Source organism: Oscillospiraceae bacterium (genome assembly GCA_035380125.1).
In the GTDB taxonomy this organism is placed as follows: Bacteria; Bacillota; Clostridia; order Oscillospirales; family JAKOTC01; genus DAOPZJ01.
In genome coordinates this window covers 26,741-45,743 of sequence record DAOSWV010000004.1, presented here as the reverse complement: position 1 = coordinate 45,743, position 19,003 = coordinate 26,741, and the positions used below count along the sequence as shown (strand labels likewise).

At 47.7% G+C, this 19,003-nt stretch carries 21 protein-coding genes; 16 read left to right on the top strand and 5 right to left on the bottom strand.

The window, feature by feature from the left end; translation table 11 throughout:
* Window positions 1-8: 8 nt before the first annotated feature.
* The gene (locus tag PK629_02095; protein ID HOP10263.1) at window positions 9-1,541 is read left to right on the top strand and encodes a class I SAM-dependent methyltransferase; all 1,533 of its coding nucleotides are present in this window, start codon (window positions 9-11) and stop codon (window positions 1,539-1,541) included.
* Here PK629_02095 and PK629_02090 read toward each other — a convergent pair.
* Window positions 1,538-4,204: a family 78 glycoside hydrolase catalytic domain gene (locus PK629_02090; GenBank protein HOP10262.1), complete on the bottom strand. Its 2,667-nt coding sequence runs from the start codon at window positions 4,202-4,204 to the stop codon at window positions 1,538-1,540. The two genes, PK629_02095 and PK629_02090, sit on opposite strands and share 4 nt — an antisense overlap.
* Before the next feature lie 157 nt (window positions 4,205-4,361).
* Here PK629_02090 and PK629_02085 point away from each other — a divergent pair, with 157 nt between their 5' ends.
* The 15 genes from PK629_02085 to PK629_02015 all read left to right on the top strand — a co-directional run bounded on the left by PK629_02085 (window position 4,362) and on the right by PK629_02015 (window position 14,215).
* Window positions 4,362-5,255, top strand: a complete 894-nt coding sequence (locus tag PK629_02085; protein ID HOP10261.1) for a YafY family protein — start codon at window positions 4,362-4,364, stop codon at window positions 5,253-5,255.
* Window positions 5,256-5,317: 62 nt separating this feature from the next.
* The gene (locus PK629_02080; GenBank protein HOP10260.1) at window positions 5,318-5,974 is read left to right on the top strand and encodes a flavin reductase; all 657 of its coding nucleotides are present in this window, start codon (window positions 5,318-5,320) and stop codon (window positions 5,972-5,974) included.
* A 25-nt stretch (window positions 5,975-5,999) separates the two neighbouring features.
* Window positions 6,000-6,278: a DUF3795 domain-containing protein gene (locus PK629_02075; protein HOP10259.1), complete on the top strand. Its 279-nt coding sequence runs from the start codon at window positions 6,000-6,002 to the stop codon at window positions 6,276-6,278.
* Between the two features lie 4 nt (window positions 6,279-6,282).
* Window positions 6,283-6,654, top strand: a complete 372-nt coding sequence (locus PK629_02070; protein HOP10258.1) for a VOC family protein — start codon at window positions 6,283-6,285, stop codon at window positions 6,652-6,654.
* Window positions 6,655-6,670: 16 nt separating this feature from the next.
* Window positions 6,671-6,922, top strand: a complete 252-nt coding sequence (locus PK629_02065; GenBank protein ID HOP10257.1) for a hypothetical protein — start codon at window positions 6,671-6,673, stop codon at window positions 6,920-6,922.
* Window positions 6,906-7,079, top strand: a complete 174-nt coding sequence (locus PK629_02060; protein ID HOP10256.1) for a hypothetical protein — start codon at window positions 6,906-6,908, stop codon at window positions 7,077-7,079. The genes PK629_02065 and PK629_02060 overlap by 17 nt, the downstream gene beginning before the upstream one ends.
* 79 nt (window positions 7,080-7,158) lie before the next feature.
* A complete protein-coding gene (locus PK629_02055) occupies window positions 7,159-7,884 on the top strand; it encodes an AraC family transcriptional regulator (GenBank protein ID HOP10255.1) in 726 nt (241 codons plus the stop codon).
* 212 nt (window positions 7,885-8,096) lie between these two features.
* Entirely contained in the window at window positions 8,097-9,017 is a 921-nt protein-coding gene (locus PK629_02050) for a YafY family protein (protein HOP10254.1), read from the top strand.
* A 64-nt stretch (window positions 9,018-9,081) separates the two neighbouring features.
* Entirely contained in the window at window positions 9,082-9,528 is a 447-nt protein-coding gene (locus PK629_02045; GenBank protein ID HOP10253.1) for a hypothetical protein, read from the top strand.
* A complete protein-coding gene (locus tag PK629_02040; GenBank protein ID HOP10252.1) occupies window positions 9,525-10,331 on the top strand; it encodes a hypothetical protein in 807 nt (268 codons plus the stop codon). The genes PK629_02045 and PK629_02040 overlap by 4 nt, the downstream gene beginning before the upstream one ends.
* 3 nt (window positions 10,332-10,334) lie before the next feature.
* The gene (locus PK629_02035; GenBank protein HOP10251.1) at window positions 10,335-11,198 is read left to right on the top strand and encodes a hypothetical protein; all 864 of its coding nucleotides are present in this window, start codon (window positions 10,335-10,337) and stop codon (window positions 11,196-11,198) included.
* Window positions 11,199-11,360: 162 nt separating this feature from the next.
* A complete protein-coding gene (locus tag PK629_02030) occupies window positions 11,361-12,185 on the top strand; it encodes an endonuclease VIII (protein HOP10250.1) in 825 nt (274 codons plus the stop codon).
* Between the two features lie 9 nt (window positions 12,186-12,194).
* Window positions 12,195-12,899 carry a DUF6434 domain-containing protein gene (locus tag PK629_02025; GenBank protein ID HOP10249.1) on the top strand — a complete coding sequence of 235 codons (705 nt, stop codon included), beginning with the start codon at window positions 12,195-12,197 and terminating at the stop codon, window positions 12,897-12,899.
* Entirely contained in the window at window positions 12,896-13,663 is a 768-nt protein-coding gene (locus PK629_02020; GenBank protein ID HOP10248.1) for a GNAT family N-acetyltransferase, read from the top strand. The genes PK629_02025 and PK629_02020 overlap by 4 nt, the downstream gene beginning before the upstream one ends.
* 12 nt (window positions 13,664-13,675) lie before the next feature.
* The gene (locus PK629_02015) at window positions 13,676-14,215 is read left to right on the top strand and encodes a DUF6144 family protein (GenBank protein ID HOP10247.1); all 540 of its coding nucleotides are present in this window, start codon (window positions 13,676-13,678) and stop codon (window positions 14,213-14,215) included.
* On the opposite strand, the gene PK629_02010 is transcribed toward PK629_02015, so the two are convergent.
* From PK629_02010 to PK629_01995, 4 genes are read right to left on the bottom strand one after another with little or no spacing between them, the layout of a single operon-like run.
* Window positions 14,199-14,600, bottom strand: a complete 402-nt coding sequence (locus PK629_02010) for a GNAT family N-acetyltransferase (protein ID HOP10246.1) — start codon at window positions 14,598-14,600, stop codon at window positions 14,199-14,201. The genes PK629_02015 and PK629_02010 overlap by 17 nt on opposite strands.
* 26 nt (window positions 14,601-14,626) lie before the next feature.
* The gene (locus PK629_02005) at window positions 14,627-15,646 is read right to left on the bottom strand and encodes a glycosyltransferase family 10 (protein HOP10245.1); all 1,020 of its coding nucleotides are present in this window, start codon (window positions 15,644-15,646) and stop codon (window positions 14,627-14,629) included.
* A complete protein-coding gene (locus PK629_02000; GenBank protein ID HOP10244.1) occupies window positions 15,646-16,656 on the bottom strand; it encodes a uroporphyrinogen decarboxylase family protein in 1,011 nt (336 codons plus the stop codon). Before PK629_02000 ends, PK629_02005 begins: the two co-directional genes overlap by 1 nt.
* Window positions 16,657-16,679: 23 nt before the next feature.
* Window positions 16,680-18,431 (bottom strand): Na/Pi cotransporter family protein, encoded by a 1,752-nt coding sequence (locus PK629_01995; GenBank protein ID HOP10243.1) that lies wholly within the window; start codon window positions 18,429-18,431, stop codon window positions 16,680-16,682.
* Between the last annotated feature and the right edge of the window lie 572 nt (window positions 18,432-19,003).

The window sequence follows — 19,003 nt, the reverse complement described above, 5'->3', positions numbered from 1 at the left end:
GGCAATCAATGTCTGTTGAACTATTTGTTAATTCCCTTTTATTTGCCGCATATACAGGTCTGGTGGCTTCCGGGTTTGATATGACGGATCCGGAGGATGCCGCCCTTCAAATTCTTTGCGAAAATATTCGCAAACTACCCATCGACACGCAGACCCGCGCTTGGTTTGCGAATGCACACGGTGAAAACAAAATAAATCCGTATTACCCAAAAGGTTCGGACATCTCCGTGGCCTGCTTTTTCATCAACCCCAATACATTTTGCTGGGATACTTTTGAAATGTTTTTGGAATTTATCAACAGCTGCGGCGGTGAAGAACGAGACGAGCAATACTGCCAATGGATATCTCAATTACCCGAGATGCTCGCCCGGGTGAGTTCTGCGCCGAGATATGAAGATTTACTTGAACAATACAATGAAATCTTACAAGAACGCACACCCGGGTTTAACGGAGAACGCGAAAAAGCGTCTCGGGCGACGGCACGTTTTTCCCGCTTACCCGCCGATATCCGTTTTGCCCCAAACCTTTTGCAATCGCCTTACTGCTGTGATTTTGTTAAAAAGGCAGATACCACCTTTGTTATCTCGACAAGCCCGAGTATAAACGGAATTTTGCATGAATTTTTGCACCCATTTGTCGCAAAGTACCGAGCGTTGATTATACAACTCATGAAAGACCGCCCCGAAGGTGTCGCCGACCCGGAGCGGATGAAGTATTACGGCTACATGTGGGATGATTCGATTGAATCGTATACCCATGCCGCTGAGGACTGCATTGTCAGAGGTTTGTCGCTGGCACTGTCTGATTTGAGTCAATCCGAACTGGAAAGCGCATACCGCAATAGTACAGACAGCGGTTTTTTATTGGTTAAACCCGCCACGGAATATGCGCTTGTCCATTTGACGGACGAGACGACCCTCAGTGAAATGATTGAGGCTATTTTGCCGAATCCGGTCGTACAACACTACAACACATTGATCGAAGAAAACAACGACCCCGTACACGATCCCGCCCTGCTGCGCACCTATATGGACAAATGGGATGGCACGCCGTTTTTAAACGCATTGGGATTATCTCCGGAGAAAACCGTACTCGAAATCGGGGTCGGAACCGGGCGGCTGGCTGTTAAAATCGCTCCGAAATGCAAATCCTTCTGCGGAATTGATCTCTCGCCCAAGACGATAGAACGCGCAAAAGAAAACCTTGCTGCATTTCAAAATATCGTTTTAATATGCGGTGACTTTCTGACGCATACATTTACGGAATACTTTGACATGATCTATTCCTCGCTGACGTTTATGCACATTGAAGATAAATCCGCTGCCATTAAAAAAGCCGCCGATCTTTTAAACTTTGGCGGGAAACTGGTGATTTCCATTGATAAAAATCAATCCGACCGTTTGGAATGCAACGGCCGGATGTTAAAGATTTATCCCGATAATCCCGAACAATTATGCGCCTTTACCAAAGCGGCGGGACTTTCGTGTTGTCAGGTAATTGAAACCGAATTTGCGTATATCATCACTGCGATTAAGGTTTAAAGTTTCCCTTCGATCCGATAACTGCCGCATACCAGTTCTAATACCGGTTGATTGTTCTCCATGTTCACTTGAACACCCTCGGCGTCTTCAACCGGAACGCCGCTCTCGGTCAGTTCCACGCTGCCTACAGGCAAGTATAATGTTGCATGACAAGAGGACGGAATGTCCAGCTCAACGGTAAATTCGCCGTTCGCAATGAACCAGCGGCAGCCGACCGGGCCGCGTACCGTCGAGACCTCGCAGCGTGCGCCCGAAAGCCCTGAAGTCAGCGCGGGTCTGGCGATGATATGCGCATACCCCGGTTCGTCTTCGTCGGCACTGATTCCGGCGATGTATTTATAGAAAAACGCTGATAAATCGCTGAACATATGGTGGTTATGCGAACCGCCGCCGTTCCAGGTCTCCCAGAGGGTGTTAGCATTTAGCTCAACCCAACGCCGCACGCTCGGGAAATCCGGCTGAAGCAGCATCTTAATGCCGACCTCACCCAATCCCGCCGCGCCGAGTGACTGCATCACCGCCTTATTACCGAGAACGCCGAAGTCGAGATGCCAGTTTTGCTCGTCGATCTGCGTTAGCAGGCGGGCATACAAGCCGGGAAGTTCCTCCGGTTCGGCAAAGCCGTGGTAAATCATTACGCCGGTGGAGGTCTGGCAATTCCCTTTGACAATATCGTTTACTGCGTCGAAAAAGGCGTTTCGGAAGGCGTTTTTAATCTCTTTTTCCCGTCTTTGATAGTGCATTCCATCGCGCTTTTTACCTAAAATCTCGGCCATCTGCGCTAACCGCTTTGCCGCCGTATGGTAATAGGCCGTATCGGTGACCTCGGTGGGACACTTGAATTTGCTCATGTTGACCGTAACGGCCTCACCCTCGAACGGCGGACACCAGTCGCCGAGTCCGTAATGGACAATGTCGCCCACTGCCATGCGCTCCATAAAGGCAAAATGTTTTTGAATGGCCTCGTAATTTTCTTCAAGAACCTGTTTGTCGCCGGTCGCAACGTAAAGATTCCACGGAACATCGACGATGGCGGAAGACCAGTCGGGACCGTTCATGCTGTTATAACCCCATCCGGCGGTCGGGGCAATGCACGGAATTGCACCGTCGATGCGCTGTGCGCGTCGGATGTCACCCAGCCATTTGCCCAAAAACGATTTGACACCGAAATTAATCGTCAGCTGTTCGGACGAAAGCGAACCGTCCCCCGTCCAAGCGCTTTTTTCACGGTGGGTGTCGCTTGAGAAAATCCCCATCATGCATGACGTAGACGACCAGCGGCACATGTGCTGCACTTTGTTGAGCACTTCGTCGGAACAGCTGAAAACACTGTCTCCCGCCACATCATTATGCAGTGTCAGCGCCGTCACATCGGAGAGTTGGGGTGTATAATCGATGCCTGAAATTTCGATATATTGGAATCCGTGATAAGTGAAAATCGGATGCCAAATCTCCTCGTCATCAGTCCTCTTAATGTATTTGTCGGTCTGGAAGCAGTAATTCTTGATAAAAACGTCGAGTTCTTTATGGGTCAGACGTCGTTCGGGCGTCAGCAAATCGGAATAGCGAATCGTAATCTCCGTACCCGCCTTGCCCCTGAAGACAAACGCACCGATCCCGCCTTGGTTCTGCCCGACGTCAAAGACCCAGCCGTCGGGTGTCTGCCATAGATCAACCGCAGTAAACCGGTCACAGATGCGGATCGGTTCCATCTCCATAGCCTTTAAAACGCCGCCGGGACTTCTCATCAGCCGTGACGGATGCCAGTTCGAATCGTCAAAATCCGTGGTATTCCAGCCGGGTTGTTCGGCGCGAGCGTCATAATGTTCCCCGTGGCGGATGCCGTTAAAATAAATCGGTCCCTTGTCCGATTTCCAGCTCCCGTCGGTCGAAATTACGGTTTTTGTGTCGTCCGAATAGGTGATATGCAATTCCGCTATCATCCGGGGCCAACCGCGCCAGGGCGCGTGGCTGGAATTCCACGGGTCATCGGTGAAGCAGTTGTAAAAACCATTTCCCAAAACCGCCGCAAGGGCATTGTCGCCGGTTTTCAACTGTTTGGTCACGTCGAAAACACGATACAAAGAGGTGATGTCGTATTGGGTGGGCGGTGTTGAGAGAAAATCGTCCCCCACTTTATCGCCGTTCAGGTATGCCTCGAAATATCCGAGACCGCAGATGACCAGCCGCGCCGTTTTAATCGGCTTTTTGACCGAAAAAACCTTTCGCAGATAGGGTGCGGCCAATGCATCCTGCTCTTTTTGCACAGATTTAGGTGCTTTATCAATAAAATCGGCGGTAATCCACTTGGCTTTCCAGGGCGAATCCAGTTTTCCGGTTTCAAAAAAAGCGATGTCAGACCAGATTTCTCTGCGACCCTTCCCCCAACTGCCAACCCGCCAATAATATCGTGTGAGCGGCTTCAATTTTTCGCCCGTATACGTGATATACAGGGATTCTCCTGAGTGAATCCAATCCGTGTCCCACAACCCGCCCCTGCCGTTTTCGATCTCGTTATAATCAGCAGACAGAACGATTCGATAATGTGTCTGGCTTTCCCCACGCAGGGTTGAACGCACCTTCCATGAAAAGCGGGGCGGTGTATCAAAACCGACATGATCCTTTAAATCGTTAACTGTTAAATCGTATATTTTAAGTGACATAAAAACCTCCGAACGAGTTTTTAACATTGTACCAATAATTACACTTTAAGACAACCTTGTTTCAACTTTTTTATAGTTTAAAAAATCAAAAAGTTCTGATATAATGGAAAACATGAAATTCCTGTAAATCCTATTTTGAAATATGAGGACAACCTTCATGAAAATCGACCGTCTCATCGGCATATTGGCCGTCTTACAGCAACAGAAAAAAGTCACCGCGCCGTATTTGGCGGAGAAATTCGAGGTCTCGCGGCGCACGATCAACCGCGACATCGAGCACATTTGCCAAGCTGGGATTCCGCTTGTGACAACGCAGGGGCAAAACGGCGGCATTTCGCTGATGGACGGCTTTAACCTCGATACCACCGTCTTTACCGAGGAAGAGCTGCAATCCATTTTTGTCGGATTGAAAACCCTAGACAGCGTATCGAATAATCCCAAATCGGCGCTTTTGGCGCAAAAATTCAATGCGCCCACTTCCGATTCCATGCGTATCGACCTCTCGTCATTTTATAAGGAGAGCTTTTCGGCAAAAATCGAATTGTTGAGAACCGCCATCAAAGAACACCGATTGATTCAATTCCACTATTACTACGCCAAAGGCGAGGAAGATAAGCTTATCGAACCGTACCAGATCGCCTATCAATGGGCTGACTGGTATGTATTCGGTTGGTGCACCGAGCGAAAGGATTTTCGCCTGTATAAGCTCCGGCGGCTTTGGGAACTCCAACTTGGCGAAGAGACATTCATCCCGCGCGAAATCCCGGAAGAAAAAAAGCAATTCGGAACCAATTTCACCGATGATTATTTTATCACCGCAATTTTCGATCCATCTTTGAAATATCGGCTGGTCGAAGAACGGGGGACGGATTCATTTACCGTTTTACCGGACGGACTCTTGAAAATGCGATGGGGCTTTACAGACCCCGACGCCGCCGCACTATGGTTTTTGGGCTTCGGTGATCTGGTTGAAATTGTCGACCCGCCCGAAATGCGGGACAAGTTAAAAGCAACAGTAAAAAGGATTTATAAAAAATATTCCGAATCATGACACACTTCTGTCGTGTTCGATGGATTATCCTCTCACTATAACGAATGGGAGGTAAAACGATCATGAAAATCGAAATCGGAGAAAAGAGACCTGAAAATTTTAAGGAGTACTGGCCGGGACAGTATGACATTTTCAGCCACTTCGAGTATGCATGCGGGATTCCGAGCGTGCTGTATGCCATCACAACCCGCAAAGAAAATGGCAAACCAAATGTTAATTTCAACGGCTGGAGCAGTTTTTCGAGCGAAGGAAAAGGGTTTTACGCTGTCATGCCGAGTATGCTGCACCACACCCACACCTATAAAAATATTCTGCTTACCGGCGAATTCATTATCAACTTCATCGGCAAAGATTATTACGATGCCTGCATCGCCACCATCAATGACAACGATGATGATTCCGACGAGATCGCGGCTGGCGGCTTCACCGAAGAAAAGGCTGTAACAATGGATTGTCCGCGGCTCAAAGAGGCGTTTTTATCGCTCGAATGCAGATTTGAAAAAGAAGTCAAGCTCTGTGACGACAGTATGACTTCCGTAATCATCGGAAAAGTCATTCATATCGCAGTGGATGAAAACTACGCCGCAGGTTTGGATGAAAAATACGGAGAAAACGGTTTTATGCTCTACATCCACGCGCCGAAAAACCTGAAAACCGGTGCGGGCAAGCCCAGTGCAGTGTCAGTTTGCAAGATCACACGGGTGAATGAGGATGGTTAATGATACAGAGAGGAGAAATATTAAAATGAACGAACATAAAATCGATTCGCGGTGCGGGCTGCATTGCACCGACTGCGGATTTAAAGAATCTCACGGTTGCGGCGGTTGTATTGAGACCAAGGGAAACCCGTTTCACGGAAAATGCCCCGTGGCTGTCTGCTGTCAGGATAATGGTTATGACCACTGCGGGCAGTGCCCCGACATCTCCTGCGAACTTCTGACGCAATATTCCTGCGACCCCGTACACGGCGACACACCCCACGGCGCGCGCATCGAACAATGCAAACGTTGGGCGAAAGGATAAAGCCATGAATTTATGTTTTTTTATTCTCAAGGTGACCGATATCGAGATGATGAAGGCATGGTATCGTGATATCGTCGGATTAAAACTGGTTTCCGAATCTGAAGGGTATAAAGAATTCGTCACCGAAAGCGGGTTTTCGTTTAACCTCTGCAAAAGAAATGCGGACGAAATTCCGCCGGAAAAATCGATCAATCAAATGATGAACATCGGTTTTGACTTCCCGACTTTTCAAGAGCTGGACGCCGCATACGATCGTCTGATCCAAGCCGGAGCAATACCCATGTCCCCACCGGTCACCGCCCCGTGGGGAGACCGGATCGCCTGGCTTGCCGACCCCGAGGGAAATATCCTCTGTTTGAACGCGATGAAAGAATGACATCGGAGGAATGACTATGCTGATTCCGCACCTGCACTTTAACGGCACATGCAAACAGGCCATTGCCTTATACGAAACCGCATTCGGTACAAAAGCCGAGAGCGTAGTTTACAGTCACCAATATGATCCCTCTCAACCCGTGAGCGACCGAATCGCCCATGCCGTGATGAAAATCCACGGGCAAACGGTGTTTTTAAACGACCGTTTCGGCAACAAAAGACCGAACCACCGACTGCGCCGTCCATCTGATTGTGATGTTCGAGAGTAAAGATGCTTTATTATCGTGTTACGACATTTTGAAAGCGGACAGCATCACGGTTGACCCGATGCAGGAGCTGGCCTACAGCCTGCTCGTCGTTCAGTTCATCGATCGTTTCGGGGTGCTTTGGGGCTTTATGGTCGAGGGAGAACGGGATATAAAATAACGCGGCTTAACCTGACAGTAAAAAGTCGGGTAAACGGCTCTCATTTGCATTACAATTTTCACGGAAAGGGGGCAGAACCATGGAAACACCTGCGGTACTCAAACAACTCAACGGGGCGATGGATTATCTGGAAGCGCATCTTAGCGATGAAATCAATTTAAACGACTTGACACGCGTCGCCTGTGTCGCACCGGACAGTTTTTTGCGTTTTTTCAGCTACATGACCGGGATGTCGCTGAGGAATTATATCCGCCGCAGAAAACTGACCCGCGCGGCGTACGAATTGCAAAATTCGAACGTAAAAGTGATCGACGTCGCCGTTCAATACGGCTACAACAACGCCGACGCGTTTTCAAGGGCGTTTTTCAGGCAGCACGGGATCACGCCGACGCAGGCCAGAGATCCGAGCCGGCCGCTGAAAGTGTTTCCGCCGGCCTCCTTTCACATTGTGATGAACGGAGCAAAGGAAATGGAATTCAAAATCATTCAAACCGACGAAATTAAACTGCGGGGCCTTTCGAAGCAATTCCATGGAGCTGCTGCCGACCGGTTCGAGCAGGAGCACATTATGTGGGCTGATCACCACGAGGATGTACAAAACAAGATCAATACGAACATTCCGGGCACATGGTACGGCATCTGGGATGCGGGAAAATACTCAATCGCAAGAGCGGAACAGGATGTCACCGGTAAAAACCTTGACGAAATCACGGTTCCCGCCGGAACTTACGCGGTTTTCAACACCGGATTCGGCGGTTTTGCGGGCAATGAGCTGCCTAAACTGCGCTTTTCAACGCATGGCTAGCTGACTCGAGTTATATTCAAACAGCTGATTACGAAGTCGAGGTCTATCATCTGTTCCCGAAAACCGAAAAGCAGAAACGCCATTATGAGCTTTGGATGCCGGTAAAAAAGAAATAATCTTCTTTCCCGTTCATTAAGAGCGGGAAAATTTTATTTGAAACCTGACATTGCATTGTCAAGAATTGATGCTATAATGTTTTCAGAGGTGAGAACATGAAACTGGAACGCTTGGTGGAAATCATCACGATTCTGCTCAATAAGAAAACCGTAACCGCTTCGGAACTCGCCGACCGCTTCGGCGTCTCGGTACGCACAATCTACCGCGATGTCGACGCGCTCTCGGCGGCGGGCATTCCGGTTTGCACCACGCAAGGGCAAAACGGCGGCATTTCGGTCATGGAAGGTTACGCGCTCAATAAAACGTTACTCTCCGATTCCGATAAAGACAGCATCTTATTCGCGCTGCATTCGCTGCAGGCGGCAAAATATCCGGAGATTGACGCAGTGCTCGAAAAACTCGGAGGTATTTTTAAAAACAGCGCCGCCGACTGGATCTCGGTGGATTTTTCACCTTGGGGTTCCAATCCGAACGCCCATCATAAATTCACCGATCTCAAGACCGCGATTTTAAAATGCCATGTCGTTGAGATCGACTATCTCAATGCTCAAAATCAAAAATCCACCCGTTATATCGAGCCGCTCCGGCTTGATTTCAAATATCAGGCGTGGTATCTGTGGGGCTGGTGCCGAAACCGAGAGGATTACCGAATGTTTCGCATTTCGCGTGTCAAGCGGGTGCATATCACCGACGAGACCTTTGACCGCTTCCGCAAGCGAGAACCGAAACCGCAGAAAGGCAGCGACGGCGAGACCGGTTATAAACCCAACATCCATTGCGTACTTCAGTTCACCGAAGATGCTTTATACCGCCTTTACGACGATTATGACGACGAGTGGATTCACGATAACAGCGACGGCACTTATACCCTTGAATTCGATTTTCCCGAAGACGCCTGGGTCTATGGTTACATTCTTTCTTTTGGAACCGCCGTTAAAGTGCTCTCCCCGCCCCGTTTACAGCAGATCATCAAAGAAAAAAGCAAAATGATTTCCGAATATTATTCTGATAGTTGACAATCAGTTGTCAGGTTTGTTTGATTAGAATGGTACCATCACTCATCATGAAAGGGTTTTGAAGATGGAACCGAAACTAATTAAAAAGAAGAAAATGACCCTCGCGGGAATGTGGGGAGACGGACGGATGACCGCCGGGTTGTGGCAGGACTTCGAGGAAAAAGCCGAAAAGGCCGGATTTGAAGCCGCCGACAACTGCGGGTGGGAGATTCGCACAGACGGAGAAACCGGACGCGATTGTTTTGTCGGGTTTTCAGCCGAAGAGCAAACCAAAAGCGGTTTTGACACCATCGAACTGCCCGCCTCGGAATATGCGGTTTTCGATGTGATCGTGGCCAACGGTTACACCAGCGAAAACGCCAATATAGAATCATGGCTCAGGATTCACAAAGACAAATATGCGCAAACAAACCTCAACGGCAAAAAATTCGTCTTGGAATGTTATAACGGGCGTTTTCAGCAGGGCATCGTCGAGGTCTGGATTCCGTTGATGAAGGTTGATAAAACATGACAACCTACGAACTCATGGTCAAAACCAACCACTACCTGATCAAAGGAGGCGAACTGACAGGCGCGCAGAAAGCGAACGTCGTCCGTCAGTTGTCGGCTGCGAAAAGCACGCCCGAACAAGCGACGCGCTTTTATGCCGGGGTGCGTTTCCCGGGAAATACCGACGCGAACGGGCGCAGAATGTACCCGGTGTTTTTTATCCCACCCTACAACGGCGGCAAAAAGTACAAGACCATACTCAACCAGACACCCAAAACCCATATCTTATCGGCGAATCTCTATGAACTTGAGATCCTGCGGCTTTTGCATCTGTTTGTGCATAACGACCCGGAGATCAAGTACATGGTCGAAAAGACGCTTGTGCGTCTCAAAACCACCTGCTTCGGCAACGAGGACGACGGCGTCGGCGAGTGCTTTGACACCAATCTGATCGTGATCCGCTTTCTTGCGGCCGTCTCCCCGAATGAGACGCAGTGGATCAAAGACCGGATCGCGGTTTTCAATCGCCATTACGAAGATAAAAAGCGCCCGTGGTTTTGCAAATGGTATTTTTGGCTCTGTCTGTCGGAGCTGCCGTTTGAGATTGTAAAACCAGAAGTCGATCAATACAAGTGCGAGATGGCAAATTGGCTCGAACACAAGAGCTGCGTGATGAACAGCGAACATGATAAAACCATCCACCCGGTGCTGCTGTGCATCCTACGCAACAATCTGGCGCGATGCCCCGAATACGCACACATCAAAGACCGTCAGCCCTTTGTGAATGACAAAGACGGTAGGTTGTATTTTAATACGGAGGTTTAATTTATGTTTGATGAAAAGGTCATCAACTGGCTGCTTGAAGACGACAATCCCGCCGTCGCATACCGCACAAAAACGGAACTGCTCGGGCAATCCGCTTCGAAATCGGCAGTATTAGATTGGATTAAAAACTTTATTCCGACTGATTGGCACACTGTTTCCGGCTTATGGTATGTTTATTACATCACCGCATTTGCCGAGTGCGGCTTGACATCACAAGACATTGAGCGTGAACAGATCGAAAAGGCCTTTTCGGTTTTGCAACATCAGTTTGACTGCGGTTGCGGCGACTTTATGCTGCTGCGCGCCCTTGTGAAGCTGGGTTTTGCAGATGAACCCGTTGTTGCAGACATTATAAATAACTTTAAGGTTCATATGTTGCCCGACGGCGGTTTTTTATGCCTGCACAGATTGAGTAAATTGAACTATACACCGAAAAGCTGCTATAAAGCTAATCTGCATGCGCTGTTTTTCCTTGCAGAGTGCCGTAAAAAAGGTATTCGTATCGAGGGTTCCGAGCGCTTGATCGATTACTTCCTCAACAGAGACCTTTTTTATAGGAGTGACGAACACCGTCTTGTATTGGACAGCCGCGAGGGTTGGCGCACCATTGATACGTTTTATCCCTTCGAGGTCATGCGGGTCGGACTTCAAAATGTGCTGGAGGCCTTTTGTGCTTTAGGATATGGCGATGATGAGCGATTAAATGAAGCATGGGATTTATTAAAAACGCAGCAGGACGAGACCGGAAAATTTATTTTAAAGGGCACGCTGACAAAATCGTACCTGCCCAAAGAACACGTCGGAAAACCGAGTAAATGGGTCACGTTTTATGCGTTATTAGCACAAAAGGAAGCGGGATGTTTGTAGAAAATGGTCTTGACCATTCCGAAAGCGGCGATGTTTGAAAGTGTTTACTGTCGTCATTTCATAACGATTGTAAACGGAACAGTCAAGACAGTTCCCTACACGATTCATTACTAATTTCCAATTCCTGTTTTCTAAACACTATTTTGAAAGGCGGCTAACTTTATGATCGAACTGCCGGAGGCCTATGTGCTTGCAAACCAGCTCAACCAAGCTTTTTTAGGGAAAACCATTGTCAGCGCAGCGGCAAACACCTCGCCACACAGTTTCGCCTGGTATTCCGGAGACCCTGCACTTTATAACGAAAAACTCGCCGGAAAGAAAATCACCGGAACAGCCGCTTACGGCGGGCGGCCCGAAATGTACGCGGACGATATGGTCATCTCATTTTCCGACGGCGTTCGGGCACTCCGTTTGACCGCGGAAGAAAAACGCCCCGATAAGCATCAACTTCTGCTTGAATTTGACGACGGTTCCGCTCTGTGCTGCACCGTTCAAATGTACGGCGGCATGATGGCATTTCCAAACGAGCCGAACAATGATTTTTACTACAATGTTGCCAAGGAAAAACCGTCCCCGTTTTCGGAAGCATTCGACATGGCCTATTTTGACGGGTTATTTGAGGGAATTAAAACATCCCTCAGCGTCAAAGCGCTGCTCGCCACCGAGCAGCGCATCCCCGGCCTCGGAAACGGCGTGCTGCAGGATATTCTGTTCAATGCCCGCATCCACCCCAAACGCAAAGCCCAATCCCTGTCCGATGATGAACGGGATGTGCTATACAACGCGGTGGTATCCACGCTGAAGGAAATGCGGGACGGCGGCGGTCGCGATACCGAACGCGATCTGTTCGGCAAACCGGGCGGCTACAACACCATCCTTTCAAACAAGACAGTTGCGTACCCCTGTCGCGTCTGCGGAAGCGGGTTGAAGCGCGAGGCCTATATGGGCGGCAACATCTATTACTGCCCGGGATGTCAAAAAATATAGGGGGATATTATGCCTGTTAGACTCACGGAAAACACCGTTATCGATGAATCGTTCATTTCACCGGACAGATACCGCGCTTTTTTCAGAAAGGCCATTGAGGGTTTTTCACCGGAAATATATTGCGGTACTTTTCAATATTGGCTGAAACAAAACAACGGGAAAACAATCAAGGAAGCAATTGAATCTTATTATCTGATGAAAACGCCAAAAATTATGGAGGACAGGCTAAAAGAGGAAAGATTTCATTTGATTTCCGAAGCTGATAAATCCTTCATTCTGGCATTCAACAGAGAAATTACGGAGTTGGGATATGATTTCGGCGGGAATATCGGTTGGGGAGCCTGTTGGGGTTTGTATATGATTATCTACTCTAAGGTCGGCGCAAAATCAAAGCAGGTTGCCGCCCGGATATTTATCCGCGAAAATCGCATTATTCTGCGCTTGTTTTTCAATAATGTCGATAAACACACGCAATACATCGAAAACGCACCGGAGCATATTAAAAGTGTTTTCATCGGCACACACGGAGATTGCAGTTGTAACCCCAAAAAAGAGAATTGCAGAATGAGAAAAACCTATATCCTCGACGGTAAAACGATTGAGAAGTGTTCCGGCGTCGTTTTTGAGTTTCATCAACCTGATCTGGCGAAGCTGCCGGATTATATGGGGTTGCTCAGAGAATTTTACGAAAAGAAAGCGAATGCGGCGATATGACGAATCATGAAATCCTGAAACACATCGACGACGGCGCGAACTTTTACCTGTGTCTGTTTGGAAACGCCGAACATATGGAGACGATTGACACCGGTTATTATACTTTTGTCGCACCGAAACCGAGTCAGCCCGGCATTACGTTTGTCTTTGATATCCGCCTGGAACATCTGCCGGTTGAGACACAGCGGGAAAAAGCTGCCGAGATCAGAGCGCTCAAAATGCCGATCTGGCTGGATTTACTGGCCTCCGATGAACTGTACAAATTAATCAATGGCAGAGAAAAAGTTCACAAGCAAACGATAGACGACAACGACGAGGTCTATATGGCGCTGCTGTCAAAGGAACAACTGCCATCTTCGAAGATTTCGGATGACATCAAGATCGTCAAGGTTCGGACGGCAGAGGAATTTGCGCAATGGGCCGATCTGACCAACCGGCTTCTCAACGGCGGTTATCCCGATATGCACCCGATTTTTCATTATCCGCTCTGCCAAAAGGGTTTGATGCGCTGCTATATTCTTTATAAACAAGAAAAACCTGCCGCTGTTGCCGCAATCATGGACAACAAGGGCGTAGATTCGCTCGAATTCGTGGCTACCGTTCCCGAACTGCGCCGCATGGGACTGGCAAAAACGGTATGCACACAAGCGATTTCCGATGCGTTTCAAAATAACGCCCAAATCATCACCGTGCGTGCTATCAATGCCGCTGCGCGGGATTTATATGCTTCTCTCAATTTCAAAATTTACAATTCTTATATCTGAGGTGGATTTAAAATGACCGGTATGCAGGGAATTAAAATACAAAACGCCATTGAAAAACGGCTTGGTAAGACGGCGGCTAAAGACTTTGCAGCCAAGTTTCCGTTATCCAAATCCGCCGATTATCTCCGAAAGTTTAAGTGGGCGAAGGATGTCTGTGACTATTTAAACAGTACATATACACCGGAGGAAGTCAAAGCCGTCCGATTTGCCTGCTCTTGCACACCGCCGGAGGACAAAATCGAAAAGATCAAACGACTTTATGAAAATGCAAAAGACCTCGACGCTTTCGCCGAGGCCTTTGAAAACGAATATCACGGAACCAATCTGCTGTGGCACGAGGGCGAGACCCTCTTTTTCGGCTACCCGGCCTGTTACTGCTCCTGTGTTAAGCGGGTCAACAAAATGCTGCCTAAAACCTGGTGCCTGTGCACGGTGGGTTATACAAAAAAGATATTTGACACAGTGCTTGGCTGCGAAACCGAAGTCGAACTGATTGAGAGCATCAAGACCGGCAGCAGCCGCTGCGTGATGAAAATCACCCGTCCTCTTTGAGCGCCATGCCTTCGGCAAATTTATAAAAGCCCCGTTTTTCATAAAACGGTACAAGCTCATCCTCACAAAAAAACTGAATATGCAGATTGTTCTCTTGGCAATGTGCTGCCAGCATCTCAATGATACGGGTGGCAATACCCCGATGCCGGTATTCGCTGCGCACACCCAATCCGCATAGATAAGCGTTGATAACACCGTCTGAGATAACTCTCCCCGTGGCAACCAACTGATGATCGGCATAGGCATATACGGAATAATAAGAATTCTGCATCGCCTGTAAAAGCTGCTGTGCGTTCAAAGACAAAAATTCATTCCAGCCAAGATGGCCGTAGAGTTCGAATAATTCTTCTTTTTCGGGCAATTCCGTGCGATAGCTGATTTCCATACCGTCTCCTTCCTTTTCGGACCGATTCAACGATACTGTGAAATCAAACGCAATCTTTTTAATATCTTTTTAAAGAATGCCTTGGTTTTATGGATCGGTGTCGCCGTTCGGGCGGCGATTTCCAATCGCGTCTCTTTAAACCATGCAAACCCGTATCGCGGTCTGCGATATGCTTTTTCCAGCGGCTGCTCGATAATATGTTTTAAAAACTCTTCCATTTCCTGATAGACTTGATCCGCTATATCCGTAGATACCAAGGCGGGTTGTGACAGCATGTTCAGATAAGCCTCGTCGTTGTTGTCAAGATATTTAATCTTTTCAATTGCAGCATCGACACCCTCCGGTCCGCCGATATAGATAAAAGCTTCCGGGTTAAAGTATTTCACAACCTCTTGACAGCCCCAATAAATCGGAATCGTGTGTGCCGAAAACCCCTCGAGGATTTTTTCGGTTACATAGCCGTCAACCTTGGAATTTTCAAATGTAATTGAAAATTTACGCTCTGAAGTAAAAGCCAGCTTATCCTGAATGCCGTCTTTTGTACCGATGTTGTTTTTATAATATCCGCCCGAATCAACTTTTTTATAAGCGCATAATTTTTCAAAAAATGCATCGCGTATCGGGTCAGCTTGGGCGTTGGAAACCACAAAAGAACAAAAACCCGTCTTTTTAGCAAGATCTTCTTTTGCTGACAGATGCTTATTTTTAGCCAATGCAATGTTCATTTCATGATCTTTATGGTCAAAACAATATGGATGTGTCAGATTGCGATCCCCGTATTGAAGAGGATAGCAAGTTACCGTATAATCATATAAATCAAAATCGGGCCAGAGATTTTCAGAAGAAACAAAAATCCTGACCGCCTTTTTATATTTCAAAACACCGGTGTTAAATAAGCCGAAACTCGATGAAAAAACATAATCCGGGTCGTCGCTGAGTTCGATCTCATAATTCTTTTCAAGGAAATGCACCAGGAGCGATTTTTTTAACTGTTCAGCTGTTCTCCAAAAATCAACGAAGGCAACCTTAATTTTTCTTTTCTCCATTAATAAACCTCAAGTGTAAATCGTTTTTGCGCCTCTGCGATCATCGCGCAAGCGTTTTCATACGGCACGTCGGATTGAATGCTTTGTGCCGGTGCGAGGATATATCCCCCGCCCTGTCCCAATATCTCAACCACCTGTGAAACTTCGGCTTTGACCTGATCCGGTGTACCGTACGGCAGCGTCTGCTGGGTGCTGACACCACCCCAAAAAGTCAGTTTATCGCCGTGAAGGCGTTTGATTTTCGCTAAGTCCATGCACTCAGGCTGCACGGGGTTTAATACATCGACACCCATTTTAACCAAATCGCCCATAATGGCTTCGACATTTCCGCACGAATGCACCCAGACGTCTTTGCCGGCTGAATGAATCAAATCGTATTCAACCTGCTCGCCGGGCGCGATCATCTCGTGCCAAACATCGGGTGACATCAGTAACGATTTCTGTGAACCCCAGTCACTGCCGAGTAAAATACCGTCAATCTCGGGGATGTTGACGATGTTTTCGAGCATCACCATATTTTTGCGGATAATCATATTGAGCAGTGCTTTTGCGTATTCGGGCTCTCCGGCCATATCGGCCAGAAAATTCTCGATTCCCCGCGCAAAATAGGCCTTCTCAAAATGACTGCCCCAAATCGTGACCAGCATATAGCAGCCGGTGGCTTCTTTGATTGCCTTGATGCGGTCGGCAAAGCCGACATAACTGCCGCGCCCCATGGTCTTCGGCAGTGCTTTCGGCGCGTCATAATCGGTATAGGTCTCGGGCAGATCATACCAGTCCCACCACGGACAGCCGAATGCAAACACACTGTTGCCGATGCCGAGACTAATGGCCTCTTCCCTTTCAAGCCGTCCTTTTTCGTATTCGGTTTTTGCCCATCCGGAGACGAAATCGGCAAGCAGTCGGTCGCCGTATAAATCCAAAGCGTCCCGCGCAAACATAATGGCATAAGGCAAAGCAGCGCATTGCCGATGAGCAATCGCCGCTTTTACCACTTCTCGTTTATCCATTATCGACACCTCTAAATCGGCGATTATTGCGCCAATTTATATTTATTTCGGTATTGGTTGAAGTTTTCAGTGAATTCCGGCTGTCCGCCGTTCTTGATCTCATTGAGATAGACGTGTGTGTTCATCGCCGAAAAGGCGATCTGAATCATGCAGACCGCAATATTGGAACAGTGGTCCGATACACGCTCGTAATTGGTCAACAGATCGGACAGGATGAAACCCATTTGAATCGTACAGTCGCCGCGCTGCAAACGCTCGATATGCCGGTTTTTAATCTCGTCCTTAAGGTCGTCAATCACCTGTTCCAACGGTTCGACTTTACTTGCTAATTTGACGTCATCATGCATAAACGCAGTCGTGGTCAGCCCTAAAATCTCTGTCAGCGCATCGGTGATGACTTTCAAATCGGAAACCGCTTCATCCGAAAATGAGACATTTTTATCGTGCATCTCCTGCGCCGCTTCACAGACATTCAACGCATGGTCGCCGATTCGTTCGAAATCCCCGATCATATGCAGCAGTTCCGAGACCGCCCGGCTGTCCTGTTCGGAAATTTCACGGCTTGAAATTTGCACCAGATAAGTCCCCAGCCTGTCTTCATACAGGTCAATCATGTTTTCGACTTCATTGATTTGGGTGACCATCTTGGGGTCATAATTGTTCATCATATCAATTGCCGCAAGCATGTTATGTTCGGCCAAAGCCGCCATCTTGTAAGCGGCATTTTTGGCTTGTTCAATAGCGAATGAAGGAGCCGCGAAAAAGCGTTCGTCCAGAATCGGGATATCCTCTTCTTTTTTGCCGTCTTTGATCGTAGCTTTTGCCAGTTTGACAAGGAGATTGGAGAACGGCAGCAATACAAATGTCGTTACAATATTAAACGCGGAATGCACGATAGCGATATCGGCCGCGTTCATAGCCGAATTAATGAATGCGAATTTGAAGATTGCATTTGCTCCGTAAAACGCTCCCAAAAACAGGAACGTTCCGATAATGTTGAAATATAAATGAACCATCGCGGCGCGTTTGGCGTTTTTCCCTGCACCCACACAGGAAATCAAAGCTGTTACGCAGGTGCCGATGTTCTGGCCCATGATAATCGGAATAGCCGCGGAATAGGTGATGGAACCGGTTGTTGTCAACGCCTGTAAAATACCGACCGAGGCGGACGAACTCTGGATGATACCGGTCAGAAGCGCGCCTGCCAAAACGCCCAGAATCGGGTTAGAAAAAGCAGTCAGAATGCCGGTGAAAGTCGGATCGTTTGCCAGCGGCTTGACCGCGCTGCTCATCGTAGCCATACCGAACATCAACACGGCAAAACCGATCAGAATCGTGCCGATGTCATGCTTCTTTCCTTTTTTGCAGGCCATGATTAAAATCACGCCGATTACCGCAAAAATCGGAGAAAAATGGGCCGGCTTTAACAACTGAATAACGACATTTTCGCTTTCGATTCCGGTTAAAGACAAAATCCAAGCGGTCACCGTCGTGCCGATATTGGCACCCATAATAACGCCGACCGCCTGAGTGAGTTTCATGATTCCCGAATTGACAAAGCCCACCACCATAACTGTGGTGGCCGAAGAACTCTGGATGACCGCTGTGACGCCTGCGCCGAGCAAAACACCCTTAAGCTTACTGTTTGTCAATTTTTCGAGTGTATGTTCCAATCTTCCGCCAGCTGTTTTCTCAAGTCCGGAACCCATGATATTCATTCCGAAAAGAAACAGTGCCAAACCTCCGAACAGCGATAAAATTCCGAAAATATCCAAAAGCCCACACACCCCCTTATACCATTTAATTTTACAATAATTTTACCGAATACGCAACCCCTAATATACTTGCTTTCAGCAGTTATATTAAAACAAAAGTGCGGACTTTTGTCCTGTTCCCTGGCAACCAAAGAATACACCGGATATTTAATGATTCTGTGTAGAATGCGTAAATTTTATGTAAAAACTCTGTCGAAAATTATTACCGTCTTTATTTTATCTCATTTATGGTAATCTTTACAAAAGAAAGGCGGAGAAATATGAAAAACGGAAGAGCTGTCATTTTTTTAGGCTGTGTTCTGATAAGTTTAATTTTATTTTCCACTCTGATCGCACCCACTCTTAGTGCAACACATACCGAAACTTCCGTGACAACCACGACATACAGTTATACATATACATATGATTTAAACCTTCCAAGCACACACACCGGTTCAAAATCCACCCCCAGTATGATTATGGTTTCCGGAACAGTAAGCAGCCCGGCTTCATACGTTACATCTCATGGTTCGCTCCCATACTGCATCGAAAGTATTATCTATAGCACAGAAATTGTTTTCGGACGTCCCGTC